Source organism: Marinobacterium sedimentorum (genome assembly GCF_024267675.1).
Lineage (GTDB): Bacteria > Pseudomonadota > Gammaproteobacteria > Pseudomonadales > Balneatricaceae > Marinobacterium_A > Marinobacterium_A sedimentorum.
Window position 1 is genome coordinate 41,991 of the sequence record NZ_JALDYX010000001.1, and the last position, 14,422, is coordinate 56,412.

A 14,422-nucleotide genomic window follows, 5' to 3' on the forward strand; every position below is an offset into this window, starting at 1 on the left:
GTACATATTTTCAAAAGGCCTTCAGAAGGCCGTTTTATGTACATCCTTGTGTACATAACTTCGAAGACTCGGCCTGTCCTTGGTTGACTTTCGTCACAACCAAAAAAAGCCTACATATCAAGTATAGCAAGGGATAGAGAGATTTTCTGACTTAGCTTGTCTTACGGTGACTCAGAGGGAATTATCTGGGTGCGAGATGATGGCAAAGGTGCGTCTGTTCCCGACGGCGCGGGCAAGCTCAGTGGCTGACATAGATTGATATTTCGCTCTGATAACCGGCGCGGCAATTACAGCCGCTCGGCGCCTGATCGCGCCCTTTCGTCCGCCGGACTCACTGGATAGGGATAACCGTCTATTTTCCCCGATCAGGCATCAAGAAACAATCGGTGATTCAACAACCAGCGCGGCAGATCCGCCGAAGCCCTGGCGCAGCATTACCAGCATCGCATCGACGATGACAGACGCCTGGGCGTGCATATCCACCCGGGTGTCGCCGGTAAACCAGTTGGCGATCAGGCCATCGACCATGGAATGCAGCATAAAGGCCGCAAGCTCCACCGGCAGATCCGCCGGCAACTGCCCTCGCCTGACAGCATTAGTGAGGATACGCTCCGTTCGGGCCCGAAACTGGCCCTGCATCAGCTGCATGTGGGCACCGATTTCGCGCAGTTCACCATCCAGGTCGTTGCGATTGATCATGAGCCGAAAAATATGCTGATGCACCGGATTGCTTACAACCATCTGTAACAACAGCACGATAAGTTCGCGCAGTTTTTCCAGCGGCTGCGGTTCCTGCGGGTTTTCGCTGATATAGGCCAGCTCATCCAGCGGATTGCGCAACTGCGCCCAGAGCGCCTCAAACAGCTGCGCCTTGTTTTTGAAGTGCCAGTAAAAAGCCCCCCGTGTCACGCCCGCGGCCGTGGCGATATCCGACAGCGTGGTGCGGGCAATGCCCTTCTCGCAAAACTGTTCCAGCGCGGCCACCATCAGGCTGTTGCGGGTTTCGAGCGCTTCTTCTTTTGTGCGACGCACCATAACCTACTTCCGCCGTCAGATTATTTACATACATACAAGTTTGTATGTATCATACGCCTCTATTAACTGACTGCCAATCTGCTGCCGCCGCAAAAACCGGCAACCGCGCAGCGCAACCAATCAGGGTGCACTATTTTGAACACTCCAATCCGTCGTACGCTGTCCGTCGCCGTACTGGCCGGCATCCTGCTCACTGGCTGCGATAATTCAGGCCCCGCCAATGCCAGCATGGGCGCACCCATGGCCATGGAAGTAGACGTGGTAACACTGCAGAGCCAGCCGGTCAGCCTGACTACCGAGCTGTCCGGTCGCACCAGCGCCTACCGCATCGCCGAAGTTCGCCCCCAGGTAAGCGGCATCATTCTTGAGCGCCTGTTCACTGAAGGCTCGGACGTCAAGGCAGGCCAGGTGCTGTACCGCATAGACCCCGCCAGCCACAAGGCCGAGGTCGCCATTGCCGAGGCTGCCGTCGCCAAGGCACGTGCGTCCGAAAGCAGCGCCCGCCTCAAGGCGCGACGCTATGCGGAACTGGTCAAGACCAATGCCATCAGTACCCAGGATCATGACGATGCCCAGGCCAGCCTGAAGCAGCAGCAGGCCGAGATTGCCTCGGCCCAGGCACAGCTGGATGCCGCGCGCATCAATCTGGCCTACACCGAGATCAAGGCCCCTATTGCCGGCCGTATTGGCAAATCGGCCATTACCGAAGGTTCCCTGGTGACAGCCCAGCAGAGCCTGGCCCTGGCCAGCATCCAGCAGCTCAACCCGCTCTATGTTGACATGCGCCAGTCCACCACCGAATTGCTGCGCCTCAAGCGCAGCCTGGCCGATGGCAGCCTGGTCACAGTCGCAGGTGACAAGGCTGTCATTACCCTGCTGCTGGAGGATGGCTCAAAACATGATCAGCAGGGCCTGCTGCAGTTCGCCGATGTCAGCGTCGATGAAAGCACCGGCATGGTTAACCTGCGCGCCGAGGTCCCCAACCCGGATCTGTTCCTGCTGCCCGGCATGTTTGTACGTGGTGAACTGACCGAAGGCGAACGCCCCCAGGGTCTGTTGGTACCCCAGGTGGCCGTTACACGCACGCCCAATGGCCGCGCCACTGTCCTGACCGTGGATGCAGATAACACCGTAGGCCTGCGTGAAATAGATATCAGCCGTGCCATTGGTGATCAGTGGCTGGTTGAATCTGGCCTGGAGAACGGCGTTCGCGTTATCACCGCCGGCACCCAGAAGGTACGCCCCGGCATGACCGTGCGGGTCAGCACCCCGGATGCCGCTCAGAACGATAGCCAGCAGAACGGCGCCACCACCAAAGCCGACGCCAGCCAGCACTAACCAGGAGCGCGCCGCTATGGCCAGATTCTTCATAGACCGCCCTATCTTCGCCTGGGTTATCGCCATCGTCATCATGCTGGCAGGGGCCTTGTCGATCCTGACACTGCCTGTGGCCCAGTACCCGACCATCGCTCCGCCGACGGTCAAGATCAACGCCAGCTACCCGGGCGCATCGTCAACGGCGGTGGAAAACTCGGTCACCCAGGTGATCGAGCAGAATATGACCGGGCTGGATAACCTGAGCTATATGTCGGCCCAGAGTGATGCCGCCGGCAACGCCACCATTACCCTGACCTTTACCAGCGGCACCGATCCCGATATCGCCCAGGTACAGGTGCAGAACAAGCTGCAACTGGCCACCCCGCAGCTGCCCCAGGTAGTGCAGGCACAGGGCATCAAGGTATCCAAGTCGTCCACCGGCTTTCTGATGGTTGCCGCCCTGATCTCCAAGGACGGCAGCATGAACAGCCAGGACCTGGGTGACTACATGACGGCCAGCCTGCGCGAGCCACTGAGCCGTATCGAAGGCGTGGGCGATGTCACCGTTTTTGGCAGCCAGTACGCCATGCGCATCTGGCTCGATCCCAACAAGCTCAACAGCTACAGCCTGACGCCGCAGGATGTGCGCAGCGCCGTCCAGTCGCAGAACAGCCAGGTCGCCATTGGCGAGCTCGGTGGCCTGCCGGCGGTTGACGGACAGCAGTTCAGCGCCACCCTCATGGGCCAGGCACGCAAAAGCAATGTTGATGAATTCAACAACCTGCTGCTGCGCGTCAACGCCGATGGCTCCAAAATCTATCTCAGGGACGTGGCGCGGGTCGAACTCGCCGGCCAAAGCTACGGCACCGAGGCTTACTACAATGGCCAGCCGACCGCCGCCGTGGCGATTCAGCTGGCGACCGGCGGCAATGCCCTGGATACCGCAACGGCCGTGCGGGAAAAGCTCGCCGAGCTGTCCGAGTTTTTCCCGGCTGAAATGGCCGTGGTTTACCCCTACGACACCACGCCTTTCGTGAAAATTTCCATCCAGGAAGTCGTACAGACACTGTTCGAGGCCATAGTGCTGGTGTTCCTCGTCATGTACCTCTTCCTGCAGAATTTCCGCGCCACCCTGATACCCACCATTGCGGTCCCGATCGTGCTGCTGGGGACCTTTGGCGTGATGGCGGCTTTCGGGTTCTCGATTAACACCCTCACCATGTTCGGCATGGTGCTGGCCATAGGCCTGCTGGTTGACGATGCCATAGTGGTAGTAGAGAACGTCGAGCGCATCATGGCACAGGAGGGCCTGTCCCCCCGCGAGGCCACGCGCAAGTCCATGGGGCAGATTACCGGTGCCCTGGTCGGCATTGCACTGGTGCTGTCCGCCGTATTCGTGCCCATGGCTTTCTTTGGCGGCGCCACCGGCGCCATCTATCGCCAGTTCTCCCTCACCATAGTGTCGGCCATGGCTCTGTCTGTACTCGTCGCCATGGTGCTGACGCCTGCCCTGTGCGCAACCCTGCTCAAGCCCGTGGATAGCCATGCCCAAGGTAACAAGCGCGGTTTTTTTGGCTGGTTCAACCGCATGTTCGATAACGGCACCCAGGGCTACACCAAGGGTGTGCGGCGGATCGTCAAGCAGGGTATCCGCTATGGCGTACTCTACCTGGGCCTGATCGTCGTGCTGGCGGTACTCTTCGTGCGCCTGCCCAGCTCCTTCCTGCCGAACGAAGACCAGGGTGTGTTTTTCAGCCTGGTGCAGCTGCCGGCCGGCGCCTCCATGGAGCGCACCAAGGCCGTACTGGACCGCACCCGCAGCCATCTGCTGGAAGCGGAAAAAGACAATATTGATTCAGTGCTCACGGTGGCCGGTTTCAGCTTTGCCGGTAGCGGCCAGAACGCAGGGATTGTCTTCGTCAAGCTGAAGGACTGGGATCTGCGCAAGGCACCGGGGCGTGACGCCGACTCCATTATCGGCCGCACCATGGGCTTTCTCATGGGCATCAAGGAAGCCAACGCCTTCGCCTTCAACCTGCCGCCGATTCCGGAGCTGGGAACGGCCAGCGGCTTTGACTTCTACCTGCAGGATCGCGCCAACCTGGGCCACGAACGCCTGATCGAGATCCGCAATCAACTGCTGGGCATGGCGGCACAGGATCCTGCGCTGATGGGCGTGCGCCCCAACGGCATGAACGATACCGCCCAGTTCCAAGTCAAGATTGATTACGACCGGGTACTGGCCCAGGGCCTGAACATAGACGATATCAACGATGCGCTCTCCATCGCCTGGGGCTCGGCCTATATCGACGACTTTATTGATCGAGGCCGGGTGAAAAAAGTCTATCTGCAGGCCGATGCACCCTTTCGCATGACGCCGGAGGACCTGAAGCTGTGGCATGTCCGCAACAGTGACGGCGACATGGTGCCCTTTACCGCCTTTGCCAGTACGCAGTGGAGCTACGGCTCGCCGCGTCTGGAGCGTTACAACGGCTCACCGGCGGTGAATATCGTCGGCCAGGCCGCACCTGGCATGAGTACCGGCGACGCCATGGACGCGGTCGAGCGCCTTGTCGGCCAACTCCCCCCCGGCGTCGGTATCGAATGGACCGGCCTGTCGTTGCAGGAACGCATGGCGGGAGATCAGGCACCGGCACTCTACGCGCTGTCGATCCTCATTGTCTTCCTCTGCCTGGCGGCGCTGTATGAAAGCTGGACCATCCCGTTCTCGGTCATCATGGTGGTACCCCTGGGGGTACTGGGCGCAGTGGTGGCGGCCTTTGTCTACAGCCTGTCCAACGATGTCTACTTCCAGGTCGCCCTGCTCACCACCATCGGGCTCTCGGCCAAGAACGCCATCCTGATCGTGGAGTTCGCCAAGCATCTGCACGATCAGGGCGCCGGTCTGGTGGAGGCCGTGATTGAAGCCGCCCGCATGCGTCTGCGTCCCATCCTGATGACATCCCTGGCCTTCATTCTGGGCGTACTGCCGCTGGCCATCAGCACCGGTGCCGGCGCCGGCAGCCGCAACGCCATCGGCATTGGCGTCATGGGCGGCATGATCAGTGCCACAGTGCTGGCTATCTTCTTTGTGCCGCTGTTCTATGTCACGGTCATGCGCCTGTTCGGACGACGTGCCAGCGTCAGCGTCGCCACCACCGAGGCACTCAGCCATGACTAATTGCCTGTTAAGCCTTGTCATCGGCAGCCTGGTACTCGGCGCCTGCTAGCTGACCCCGACCGGGCACAGCTCCCGCCCTTCACGCACCGCATAAATACCCCGGGCGCCAGAGGGCGGGTATAATGGCCGCCGACCCGTCTGCGCCTGTGGAGCTGCCCTGTGCACGGCAATCGCCAACAACTGCTGCAACTGACCTACCTGCGCACCCTGGCCCTGTTCGGGCTTGGCGGCCTGTTGCTCTATGCCGTCTACAAGCTGGACGCCCAGCTGCACAGCTGGCAGGCCGTCGCCACCCTGCTGGCCATGACACTTGTCAATGCCTTTACCTACGCCCGGCTGCATTCACGCCTGCCGGTCACCAATCCGGAACTCTTTGGCCAGCTGACTGCCGATGCCGCCCTCTACGGCGCGCTCTTCTACCAGACCGGCGGCGCCAGCAATCCCTTTATCTTCATGCTGCTGGTGCCTCTGATCATAGCGGCCACGACCCTGCCGTGGCGCTACACCTGGCTCATGGCCGCGCTGATCGTGGCGATCTACGGCTCACTGCTGCAGCACTCCATCCCCATCTGGCCGGCGCAGGCCGGGCATCCGAATCCGGGAACCTCGCTTTTCGATCTGCATGTCACCGGCATGTGGCTGAATTTTCTGCTCACAGTGCTGCTGATCGGCTGGTTTGTCGCCCGCATGCACGAGAACATGCTGCAACAGCAGCATCGACTGGAGCGCCAGCGTCAGAAACGTATAGAGGATCAGCAGCTGCTGGCGCTGGCGACCCATGCCGCCGGCACCGCCCATGAACTGGGGACGCCACTGGCCACCATGCAGGTGCTGCTGCACGAAATGGCGCTGGAGCACCAGGCTTCACCACAGTTACTGGAGGATATTCAACTGCTGCAGACCCAGGTCGACAGCTGCTCCGAGCGCCTGCGCAGCCTGGCCCACTCGGTACGCGACGAACAGGACAACATCCAGCTGCTGGGCGTCGACAAGCTGCTGCGCGAGGTACTGGAACAATGGCAGTTAATGCGCCCGCAGATCACCTACACGCTGCAGATAGACCCAGGCGAGGCCCCGCAGATGCTGTGCTCGATCTCGCTGCGCCAGGCGCTGCTCAACCTGCTGAACAATGCCGCCGATGCCTGCCCGGACAATATCCGCATCCAGCTGAGCTGGGATACCGGCAACTGCTGGCTGCGTATCCGTGACCGCGGGCCGGGCCTGCCACTGGAGCGCAGCGAAGACCTGGGCAAGCCCTTTGTCACCACCAAGGGGCGCGGACTCGGCATTGGCCTGTTCCTGACCACCAGCACCCTGGCCAGCATTGATGGCGAGGTGCGGCTCTACAACCATCCCGAGGGCGGCACCCTGACCGAAGTCCGGCTGCCCCGCAAACCCAGCCACAGGCAGCCCGATGAACAGGATTGAACACCGGCATTTTCTTATCGTGGATGATGATCCTACCTTCAGCCGCATTCTGGCCCGGGCCATGCGCCTGCGTGGCTATGAAGTCCAGCTCGCCGAGAGCGTCGAGCAGGCACTGCAATGCCTGCAGGCACAGCTGCCGGACCAGGTGACAGTGGATCTTAAAATGGAGGGGGCCTCGGGTCTGACGCTGATCCCGCACCTGCGCGCCGCCAGCCCAGCGATGCGCATCCTGGTACTGACCGGCTATTCCAGCATCAGCACGGCGGTCGAAGCCATCAAGCTTGGCGCCAGCAACTACCTGCCAAAACCCGCCAATGCCGACCAGATACTGGCCGCACTGGCACAGCGTGATGCCGACCCCGGCATGGAGATCGACACCCAGCCCATGTCGGTCAGCCGGCTGGAATGGGAACATATCCAGAAAGTACTGGGGGAGCACCAGGGCAACGTTTCCGCCACCGCCCGGGCACTGGGCATGCACCGGCGCACCTTGCAGCGCAAACTGCTGAAGCGCCCGGTCAAGCGGTAGCCGCTATTGGTCGTCGATATAGATGCGGGCATTGAAGCTGCGGATCCAGTCGGGATAGAACACCATCATGCCGGTCATCAGGATGCCGTTGAGCAGACCTTCGGGAAACATGATTAGCGGCAGCAGCATTACATATTCCTGGCTGATCCGATCCCACGGGTAGACATCCAGCCCCCACAGCAGCAGGGCCGCCGCGAGGCCCGCAAGCGCCACAGCAACAGCCGCGCCGATAAAGGCACAGCAGAATAAATAGATAAAGAAGTTCTTCGCCAGGCGCGCCTCCACCAGCCGCAGAATGCCAAGGCTGGCCAGTGCCGGCAGCAGGATGGTGCACAGGCCGTTAAAGCCAAAACCCTGCCAGCTTTCGAGCCCGACCCCGGTCACGCCCAGCAGCGCCAGGGTTGCCGAGATGATCGCAAGATCCCAGCCGAACATCAGCGTAAGGGTGGTCATGCCCAGAAAGTGAATGCCCAGCCCCGGTGAAATGCCGGCGCGCAAGGTCCAGAGCAGCGTCAGCGCCACGGTACTGCCGAAAAACAGATGCTGCAGGTGCCGGTTTCCCAGCAGCACACCCCAGGGCAGGCGCCACAGGGCCAGCAGCAGAAACAGCGCAAAAAGAGCGTGAAACCAGAGCGGAGCAGCGCCTGTCAGCAGGCCGTCGGTGATACTCATTCGGGTTTTCTCCTGTTGGCATCAACCGCCCGGGCGAACACTCATCAGCACCGCATCCTCGTGACCGGTCGAGGTGGGGTAATAACCTCTGCGGCGTCCATCCTCGATGAACCCCAATGCGCGGTAGAGTCCCAGCGCTGGCCGATTGGAGGCCCGCACCTCGAGCATCAGACGTTCGATGCCCAGCCCTGCCAGCTGCGCCTGCGCCTGCGTCAGCAGCTGGCGCGCCAGGCCTGCGCGCTGATACTGCGGCGCCACGCCAATCTGCAGCACCTCGGCCTCGTCCAGCACATGACTTAACAGCACGAAGCCCTGCAAGTCACCGTCACAGAAGATACCAAGATTAAGACCCCGGGAATGCACCAGGCGCGCCCGCAGCATGTCCTGGCTCCAGGGCGGATCAAAGCACTGCGGCTGCAACCGATTCAGGCTTGCCAGATCAGCAAGCTCCAGCGCTCGAACCTCAGCCATCGGCGGGCGTCACTTGCGCCAGGTGACGAATCAGCGGTTGCAGATCCCGCCAGACATCCCGCTTGCACCCCGGCAGCTGCAGCATTTCACTGAGGCTCGCCGTGGCCAGCGCCGGCACATGGCTACGCGGCCTGAACAGCATGCCGCGCATGCCATCACCGCCCTCGGGCGACTGCAGCAGCAGCCCCGCGGCCGCGTCACCCAGCAGCAGCACAAAGCGCGCCGGTGAGTGCTGCAGCATCAGGTCGAACTTGCGCTGCACCGCCGTCTGGGCCTGCTCCCAGCCCTGGTCGAGGGAACGGCTGGTAAAGGCAGGCCAGGGCAGCAGCTGCGCCCGGGGCGGCTCCGCTGCCGGCATGCCCAGGGCACGCCACAGCGACATCGCCAGTCGCAGGTGCGCGGGACTGAAGCCCCCGCGCGACTGTGGCGGCAGGGAGTCGATCACCAGACCCTCCCCCATGGACAAAAACGCCAGCTTGAACTCCGGCACAACCTGCGGCTCAGGGCGCCGTGCCCGCGGCATTGCGGCCTCGTCAGCCCCTGACGGCACAGGTGCAGCTGTTGGCATTGTTGCAGCAACACCGGCAGGCGATGTTATAGAAGTAGCGGCCGATGGAGCGACAGAAGCAGCGACAGGACTTGCTGTTTCATGTATTGCGGGCGCAGCTCTTGAGACGGAGCCAGGCGAAGCCTCCAGACTGTCCAGCAGCGCCGCACGACCGGCACCGCTGGGGGCAGCCGAAACTGTACCGGCGTCATCAACATCCGACTCCGGACTCTCGCCGTCACCCCAGCCATCCGTCGCACCCTGCTGAAACTGCCACACCCAGTCGTCAGACGGCCGGGCACCGGCCAGCGGCTCCCGCGGGAGCCAGCTGCTGATGCCCATCGCCTGCAGATACTGGTGACGTAGCTGTTGTGACTGCGAATCCTGAGCGTTCATCAAACCTGGGGATGGGCCTTCTGAACGTTGGCCTCAAGCAGATTCAGCGCGTGCACATAGGCCTTGGCCGAGGCGATAATAATATCGGTGTCGGCGCCCAGCCCATTGACGATACGCCCACCCAGCTCCAGCCGAACGGTGACTTCACCCTGGGAATCGGTGCCGCTGGTGATGGCATTGACCGAGTACAGCTCCAGGCTGGAGCCCGACTGCACCATGGACTCGATCGCCTTGAAGGTGGCATCCACCGGACCCGACCCCACCGCCTGCGCCGACTGTTCCTGGCCGTTGACCATCAGGGTCACGCTGGACTCCGGCACTTCACCGGTCTGGGAGGTTACCCTCAAGCTGCTCAGGCGGTACGTTTCGTTACCGGCGGTGGCACGGGTATCGGACACCAGCGCCATCAGGTCTTCATCGAAAATCTCGTGTTTCTTGTCCGCCAGATCCTTGAAGCGGGCGAAGGCATCGTTCAGCTCGGCCTCCGACGCCACGCTGGTGCCCAGCTCTTCGAGGCGGGTACGGAAGGCGTTGCGACCGGAATGCTTGCCCATCACCATGCGGTTAGTGTGCCAGCCCACATCTTCGGCCGTCATGATTTCATAGGTTTCGCGGTGCTTGAGCACGCCGTCCTGGTGAATGCCCGATTCATGGGCGAAGGCATTGGCGCCGACGATGGCCTTGTTGGGCTGTACCGGAAAACCGGTCACACTGGACACCAGCTTGGAGGCCGGCACGATTTGGGTGGTATCGATATTGGTGGTCACGCCCAGGGTATCGTGGCGCGTACGGATCGCCATGACGATCTCTTCCAGCGAGGCATTACCGGCACGCTCGCCCAGGCCGTTTACGGTACATTCCACCTGTCGCGCACCGGCCGACACCGCCGCCAGGGAATTGGCCACGGCCAGCCCCAGGTCGTTGTGGCAGTGGACCGAGAAGATCGCCTTGTCAGCATTGGGAATGTTCTGAATCAGCCGCGCGATGGTCGCGGAAAATTCCTGCGGCACCGCATAGCCCACGGTATCCGGAATATTGATGGTGCGCGCACCGGCATCGATAACCTGCTCGATAATGCGGCACATGAAATCAAATTCGGAGCGGCTGGCGTCCTCCAGCGAGAACTCGACATCGTCCATCAGGTTGCGGGCCCGGGTAACGGCCTTCACCGCCTGCTCCACCACCTGATCCGGCTGCATCTGCAGCTTGTACTTCATGTGGATCGGCGAGGTGGCTATAAAGGTATGAATACGCCCGGAATTGGCGTTGCGCAGAGCCTCGCCAGCGCGGTCTATGTCCTTGTCCAGTGCACGGGACAGTGAACAGATGGTGCTGTTGCGTACCGTATCGGCGATCGCCTTGACCGCATCGAAGTCACCCTGGCTGGCGATGGCGAAACCCGCCTCTATAACATCGACGCGCATTTTCTCAAGCTGGCGGGCAATGCGCAGCTTTTCATCCCGGGTCATGGAGGCGCCGGGGCTCTGCTCGCCATCACGCAGGGTGGTATCGAAAATGATGACTCTGTTGTTATCGCTCATCGGGAAGTCTCCAAATGGGTTGCGGCGTCGCCCGGTTGTTGCCGTCACAGGCGGGATGCGGCCTGGTCTGCTCACAGGATACTAATATAAAGGAAAGAGGGGAGGAAAAATCAGGTCGCATCCCGCTAATCAAGTCACTCAGCGCGCCCGATTACAGCACTGCGAGTCCGCGTACAGGCCTCTTCCCGGGCCTGCAATCACTGCGATAACAGGGTGGAATGAAGTGCCTGGCTGCTCCGGTTCGTAACTATAACGCCGCGTTGACTATTTGCAACCCGGTGCCGCTACAATGGCCCGCAACCCAGGCTCAAACGCGAAAAGGTGCAGCATGGCCCCAGAAAATTTTGACCGCATTATCGACCGCCGCGATACCGCCAGCGAGAAATGGGAAAAGTATCGCGACAGTGAAATACTGCCCATGTGGGTCGCCGATACCGACTTCATGTCGCCGCCGGCCGTGACCGAAGCGCTGCAGCAGCGTATCAGCCACGGCGTCTTCGGCTATACCCAGACGCCGGCCGAACTCAATCGCCTGGTGATCGAGCGCATGCAGCGGTTCTACGGCTGGACGATCAGTGCCGACTGGCTGGTGTGGCTGCCGGGCTTGGTGTGCGGCCTCAATCTCAGCTGTCGCAGTGTCGGTATCGACGGTGACAGCGTACTGGCGCCCAAACCCGTGTATCCGCCCTTCATGACTGCTCCGCGGCTGTCGTCTCGCCAGCTGATCACCGTACCTATGCAGCAACAGGGCTCACGCTGGACGCTGGATCTTGATGCTCTGGAAGCCGCCATTACCCCCGACAGCCATCTGCTGCTGTTCTGCAACCCGCACAACCCAGGCGGCACCTGCTACCGGCTGGACGAACTGGAGCGCCTGGCGGCCATAGCGCAGCAGCATGATCTCGTTGTTTGCTCCGATGAAATCCACTGCGATCTGATTCTGGAGCCGGGCGTCGAACACCTGCCGCTGGCCTCGCTGAACAGCAGCATCGAAGCCCGCACCATCACCCTGATGGCGCCGAGCAAGACCTACAACATCGCGGGCCTGGGCTGCTCCTTCGCCATCATCCCCGACCCCGATCTGCGCAAGACTTTCCGCCGGGTGCGCCGGGGCATAGTGCCGGACGTCAACCTGCTGGGCTACACTGCGGCGCTGGCTGCCTACCGCGATGGCGATGCCTGGAACCGACGCCAGATCGATTACCTGCGAGACAATCGCGATTACCTGGTGCGGGAGATCAACAGCATTCCCGGCCTGCGCATGGAGCCGGTGGAGGCCACTTACCTCGCCTGGATCGATGTATCTGCCGCCAAGCTCGACAACCCGGCACACTTCTTCGAACAGGCAGGCGTCGGCATGTCACCGGGACGGGACTTCGGCGATGACCGCTATATGCGCCTCAACTTCGGCTGCCCCCGCGGCATGCTCGAAGAAGCCGTACGCCGCATACGCAGCGCCCTGCTGAATCACCTGCCGGCCTAGCCCTGCAACGGCTTGGCAAACGCCTTGCGGCAGCCGGCTAAGCCAGATCGTATGGAAAGGCGATCACATCACGGATCGAGCGGGTTTGCAGCGCCAGCATCACCAGCCGATCCACCCCGAGGGCGACACCGGCGCAATCAGGCAGCCCCTGCTGCAGCGCACTCACCAGCCGCTCTTCCAGCGGCCGCTGCGGCAGGCCAAGAGCGGCACGGCCAGCCTGATCCGCCTCCAGCCTGCGTGCCTGCTCGGCAGCATCGGTGAGTTCGTGGTAGCCGTTGGCCAGCTCCATGCCTTCGATAAACAGCTCAAAGCGTGCTGCCACCGGCGTTCCGTCTGCACCGGGGCGCAGGCGTGCCAGCGCGGCCTGGCTGGCAGGGAATTCATGTACGAACACGGCGCCCTGTCCGGCCAGCGCAGGTTCGATCAGATGCGACATCAGCAAATTCAGCCAGCTGTCGCGGTCGTCATCCTCCATGGCCACATCGAGCGACGCCCGCGCCCTGCTCTTCAGATCCGAAAGCGTTGCCCTTAGCGGATCCAGCCCCAGCTGCTCCTGAAACAGCGCCCTATAGGTCACGCGGCGAATCGGCGGCAAGCTCAGCACGCCGCAGACCAGCGCCTCCACTTCATCCATCAGCGCACGGTCGTCGAAGTCCGGCCTATACCACTCCAGCATGGTGAACTCCGGGTTGTGCCGGCCGCCCGACTCACCGTTGCGATAGGCCCGTCCCAGCTGATAGATAGCACCGGAACCCGCCGCCAGCAGCCGTTTCATGGCGTACTCGGGTGAGCTTTGCAGATACAGCGGCTGCGACGGCCCGCCCGGAAAAGGCGCATAGGCCGCCTCAATGCTGTCGATAAAGGGGTCGCTCACGGCGCAGTGCGACAGCGCCGGCGTTTCCACCTCAAGCACATAGCGCTCGGCAAAGAAGCGGCGGATAGCGGCCAGAATCTGCGCCCGGCGACGCAGGTTTTCAATTGATGCGCTCGGGCGCCAGTCTTGGGCTTTCATATATAAAGATGTCTTGGTTGAACGATCAGGCCCGCCGGGCGAAGCAATGGCAATGCCAGCGGGCGCCAGGGTCCAAAAACGACAACGGCAGCCTAAGCTGCCGTCGCTGAAAAACCGCAGGCTCGAATCAGGCGCGGCTGACGTAGCCACCCGTGCGGGTATCGATTTTCAGAATATCGCCTTCTTCGATAAACAGCGGTACACGAACCACGGCACCGGTGCTCAAGGTTGCGGGCTTGGAGCCGCCCTGGGCAGTATCACCCTTAACGCCGGGATCGGTTTCAGTCACGGCCAGCTCAACAAAGTTGGGCGGAGTAACGGAGATGGGGTTGCCGTTCCACAGCGTGATCATGCTGCGATCCTGTTCTTTCAGCCACTGGTGGGCATCGCCAACGGCGTTCTTGTCGGCGGCAAACTGTTCGAAAGTGGCAGGCTCCATGAAGTGCCACATCTCGCCATCGCTGTAGAGATATTCCATGTCGCGGTCCATGACATCAGCGCCTTCCGCCGATTCGTTGGACTTGAAGGTCTTTTCCCAGGTGCGGCCGGAAATCAGGTTGCGCATTTTTACACGGGTGAACGCCTGACCTTTACCCGGCTTGACAAACTCGACGTCCGTCATGGTGCAGGGATCACCGTCGAGCATGATTTTCAGGCCGTTCTTGAACTGGTTCGCAGAGTAATTTGCCATATACGGAAAGTCTCGGGACTCGATTAGCTAACTGAAGACCGGGCAGTGCCCGAAAATTGACAGCCATTCTACTTGAAAGCAGAATGCGATCAAATTCCCTTCTTGCGTCCGCGACCCCT

Annotated in this window: 12 protein-coding genes; 5 read left to right on the top strand and 7 right to left on the bottom strand. The window is 61.5% G+C overall.

Going from position 1 to position 14,422, the window contains the following annotated elements; genetic code table 11:
* Positions 1–372: 372 nt before the first annotated feature.
* The gene (locus MRS74_RS00210; RefSeq protein WP_254578256.1) at positions 373–1,035 is read right to left on the bottom strand and encodes a TetR family transcriptional regulator; all 663 of its coding nucleotides are present in this window, start codon (positions 1,033–1,035) and stop codon (positions 373–375) included.
* A 135-nt stretch (positions 1,036–1,170) separates the two neighbouring features.
* On the opposite strand from MRS74_RS00210, the gene MRS74_RS00215 reads away from it, so the two are divergent.
* From MRS74_RS00215 to MRS74_RS00230, 4 genes are all read left to right on the top strand, one after another.
* Positions 1,171–2,373 carry an efflux RND transporter periplasmic adaptor subunit gene (locus tag MRS74_RS00215; RefSeq protein WP_256557720.1) on the top strand — a complete coding sequence of 401 codons (1,203 nt, stop codon included), beginning with the start codon at positions 1,171–1,173 and terminating at the stop codon, positions 2,371–2,373.
* A gap of 16 nt (positions 2,374–2,389) precedes the next feature.
* Positions 2,390–5,533, top strand: a complete 3,144-nt coding sequence (locus MRS74_RS00220; protein WP_254578257.1) for an efflux RND transporter permease subunit — start codon at positions 2,390–2,392, stop codon at positions 5,531–5,533.
* Between the two features lie 159 nt (positions 5,534–5,692).
* Positions 5,693–6,961 carry an ATP-binding protein gene (locus MRS74_RS00225; protein WP_254578258.1) on the top strand — a complete coding sequence of 423 codons (1,269 nt, stop codon included), beginning with the start codon at positions 5,693–5,695 and terminating at the stop codon, positions 6,959–6,961.
* Positions 6,948–7,490: a response regulator transcription factor gene (locus tag MRS74_RS00230; RefSeq protein WP_254578259.1), complete on the top strand. Its 543-nt coding sequence runs from the start codon at positions 6,948–6,950 to the stop codon at positions 7,488–7,490. Before MRS74_RS00225 ends, MRS74_RS00230 begins: the two co-directional genes overlap by 14 nt.
* A 3-nt stretch (positions 7,491–7,493) precedes the next feature.
* Here the strand turns inward: MRS74_RS00230 and MRS74_RS00235 are convergent, their stop codons facing one another.
* The 4 genes from MRS74_RS00235 to MRS74_RS00250 are packed head-to-tail and all read right to left on the bottom strand — an operon-like array spanning position 7,494 to position 11,117.
* Positions 7,494–8,162, bottom strand: a complete 669-nt coding sequence (locus MRS74_RS00235; protein WP_254578260.1) for an energy-coupling factor ABC transporter permease — start codon at positions 8,160–8,162, stop codon at positions 7,494–7,496.
* A 21-nt stretch (positions 8,163–8,183) separates the two neighbouring features.
* Positions 8,184–8,633 carry a ribosomal protein S18-alanine N-acetyltransferase gene (rimI, locus tag MRS74_RS00240; RefSeq protein ID WP_254578261.1) on the bottom strand — a complete coding sequence of 150 codons (450 nt, stop codon included), beginning with the start codon at positions 8,631–8,633 and terminating at the stop codon, positions 8,184–8,186.
* Positions 8,626–9,576 carry a uracil-DNA glycosylase family protein gene (locus MRS74_RS00245; RefSeq protein ID WP_254578262.1) on the bottom strand — a complete coding sequence of 317 codons (951 nt, stop codon included), beginning with the start codon at positions 9,574–9,576 and terminating at the stop codon, positions 8,626–8,628. The genes rimI and MRS74_RS00245 overlap by 8 nt, the downstream gene beginning before the upstream one ends.
* The gene (locus MRS74_RS00250) at positions 9,576–11,117 is read right to left on the bottom strand and encodes a 2-isopropylmalate synthase (RefSeq protein WP_254578263.1); all 1,542 of its coding nucleotides are present in this window, start codon (positions 11,115–11,117) and stop codon (positions 9,576–9,578) included. The genes MRS74_RS00245 and MRS74_RS00250 overlap by 1 nt, the downstream gene beginning before the upstream one ends.
* A gap of 328 nt (positions 11,118–11,445) precedes the next feature.
* Here MRS74_RS00250 and MRS74_RS00255 point away from each other — a divergent pair, with 328 nt between their 5' ends.
* Positions 11,446–12,600: a MalY/PatB family protein gene (locus MRS74_RS00255; RefSeq protein WP_254578264.1), complete on the top strand. Its 1,155-nt coding sequence runs from the start codon at positions 11,446–11,448 to the stop codon at positions 12,598–12,600.
* Between the two features lie 37 nt (positions 12,601–12,637).
* Here the strand turns inward: MRS74_RS00255 and epmA are convergent, their stop codons facing one another.
* Positions 12,638–13,612, bottom strand: coding sequence for an EF-P lysine aminoacylase EpmA (gene epmA, locus MRS74_RS00260; protein WP_254578265.1), 975 nt, complete (start codon positions 13,610–13,612; stop codon positions 12,638–12,640).
* A 127-nt stretch (positions 13,613–13,739) separates the two neighbouring features.
* Positions 13,740–14,303, bottom strand: a complete 564-nt coding sequence (gene efp, locus MRS74_RS00265; protein WP_067377782.1) for an elongation factor P — start codon at positions 14,301–14,303, stop codon at positions 13,740–13,742.
* Between the last annotated feature and the right edge of the window lie 119 nt (positions 14,304–14,422).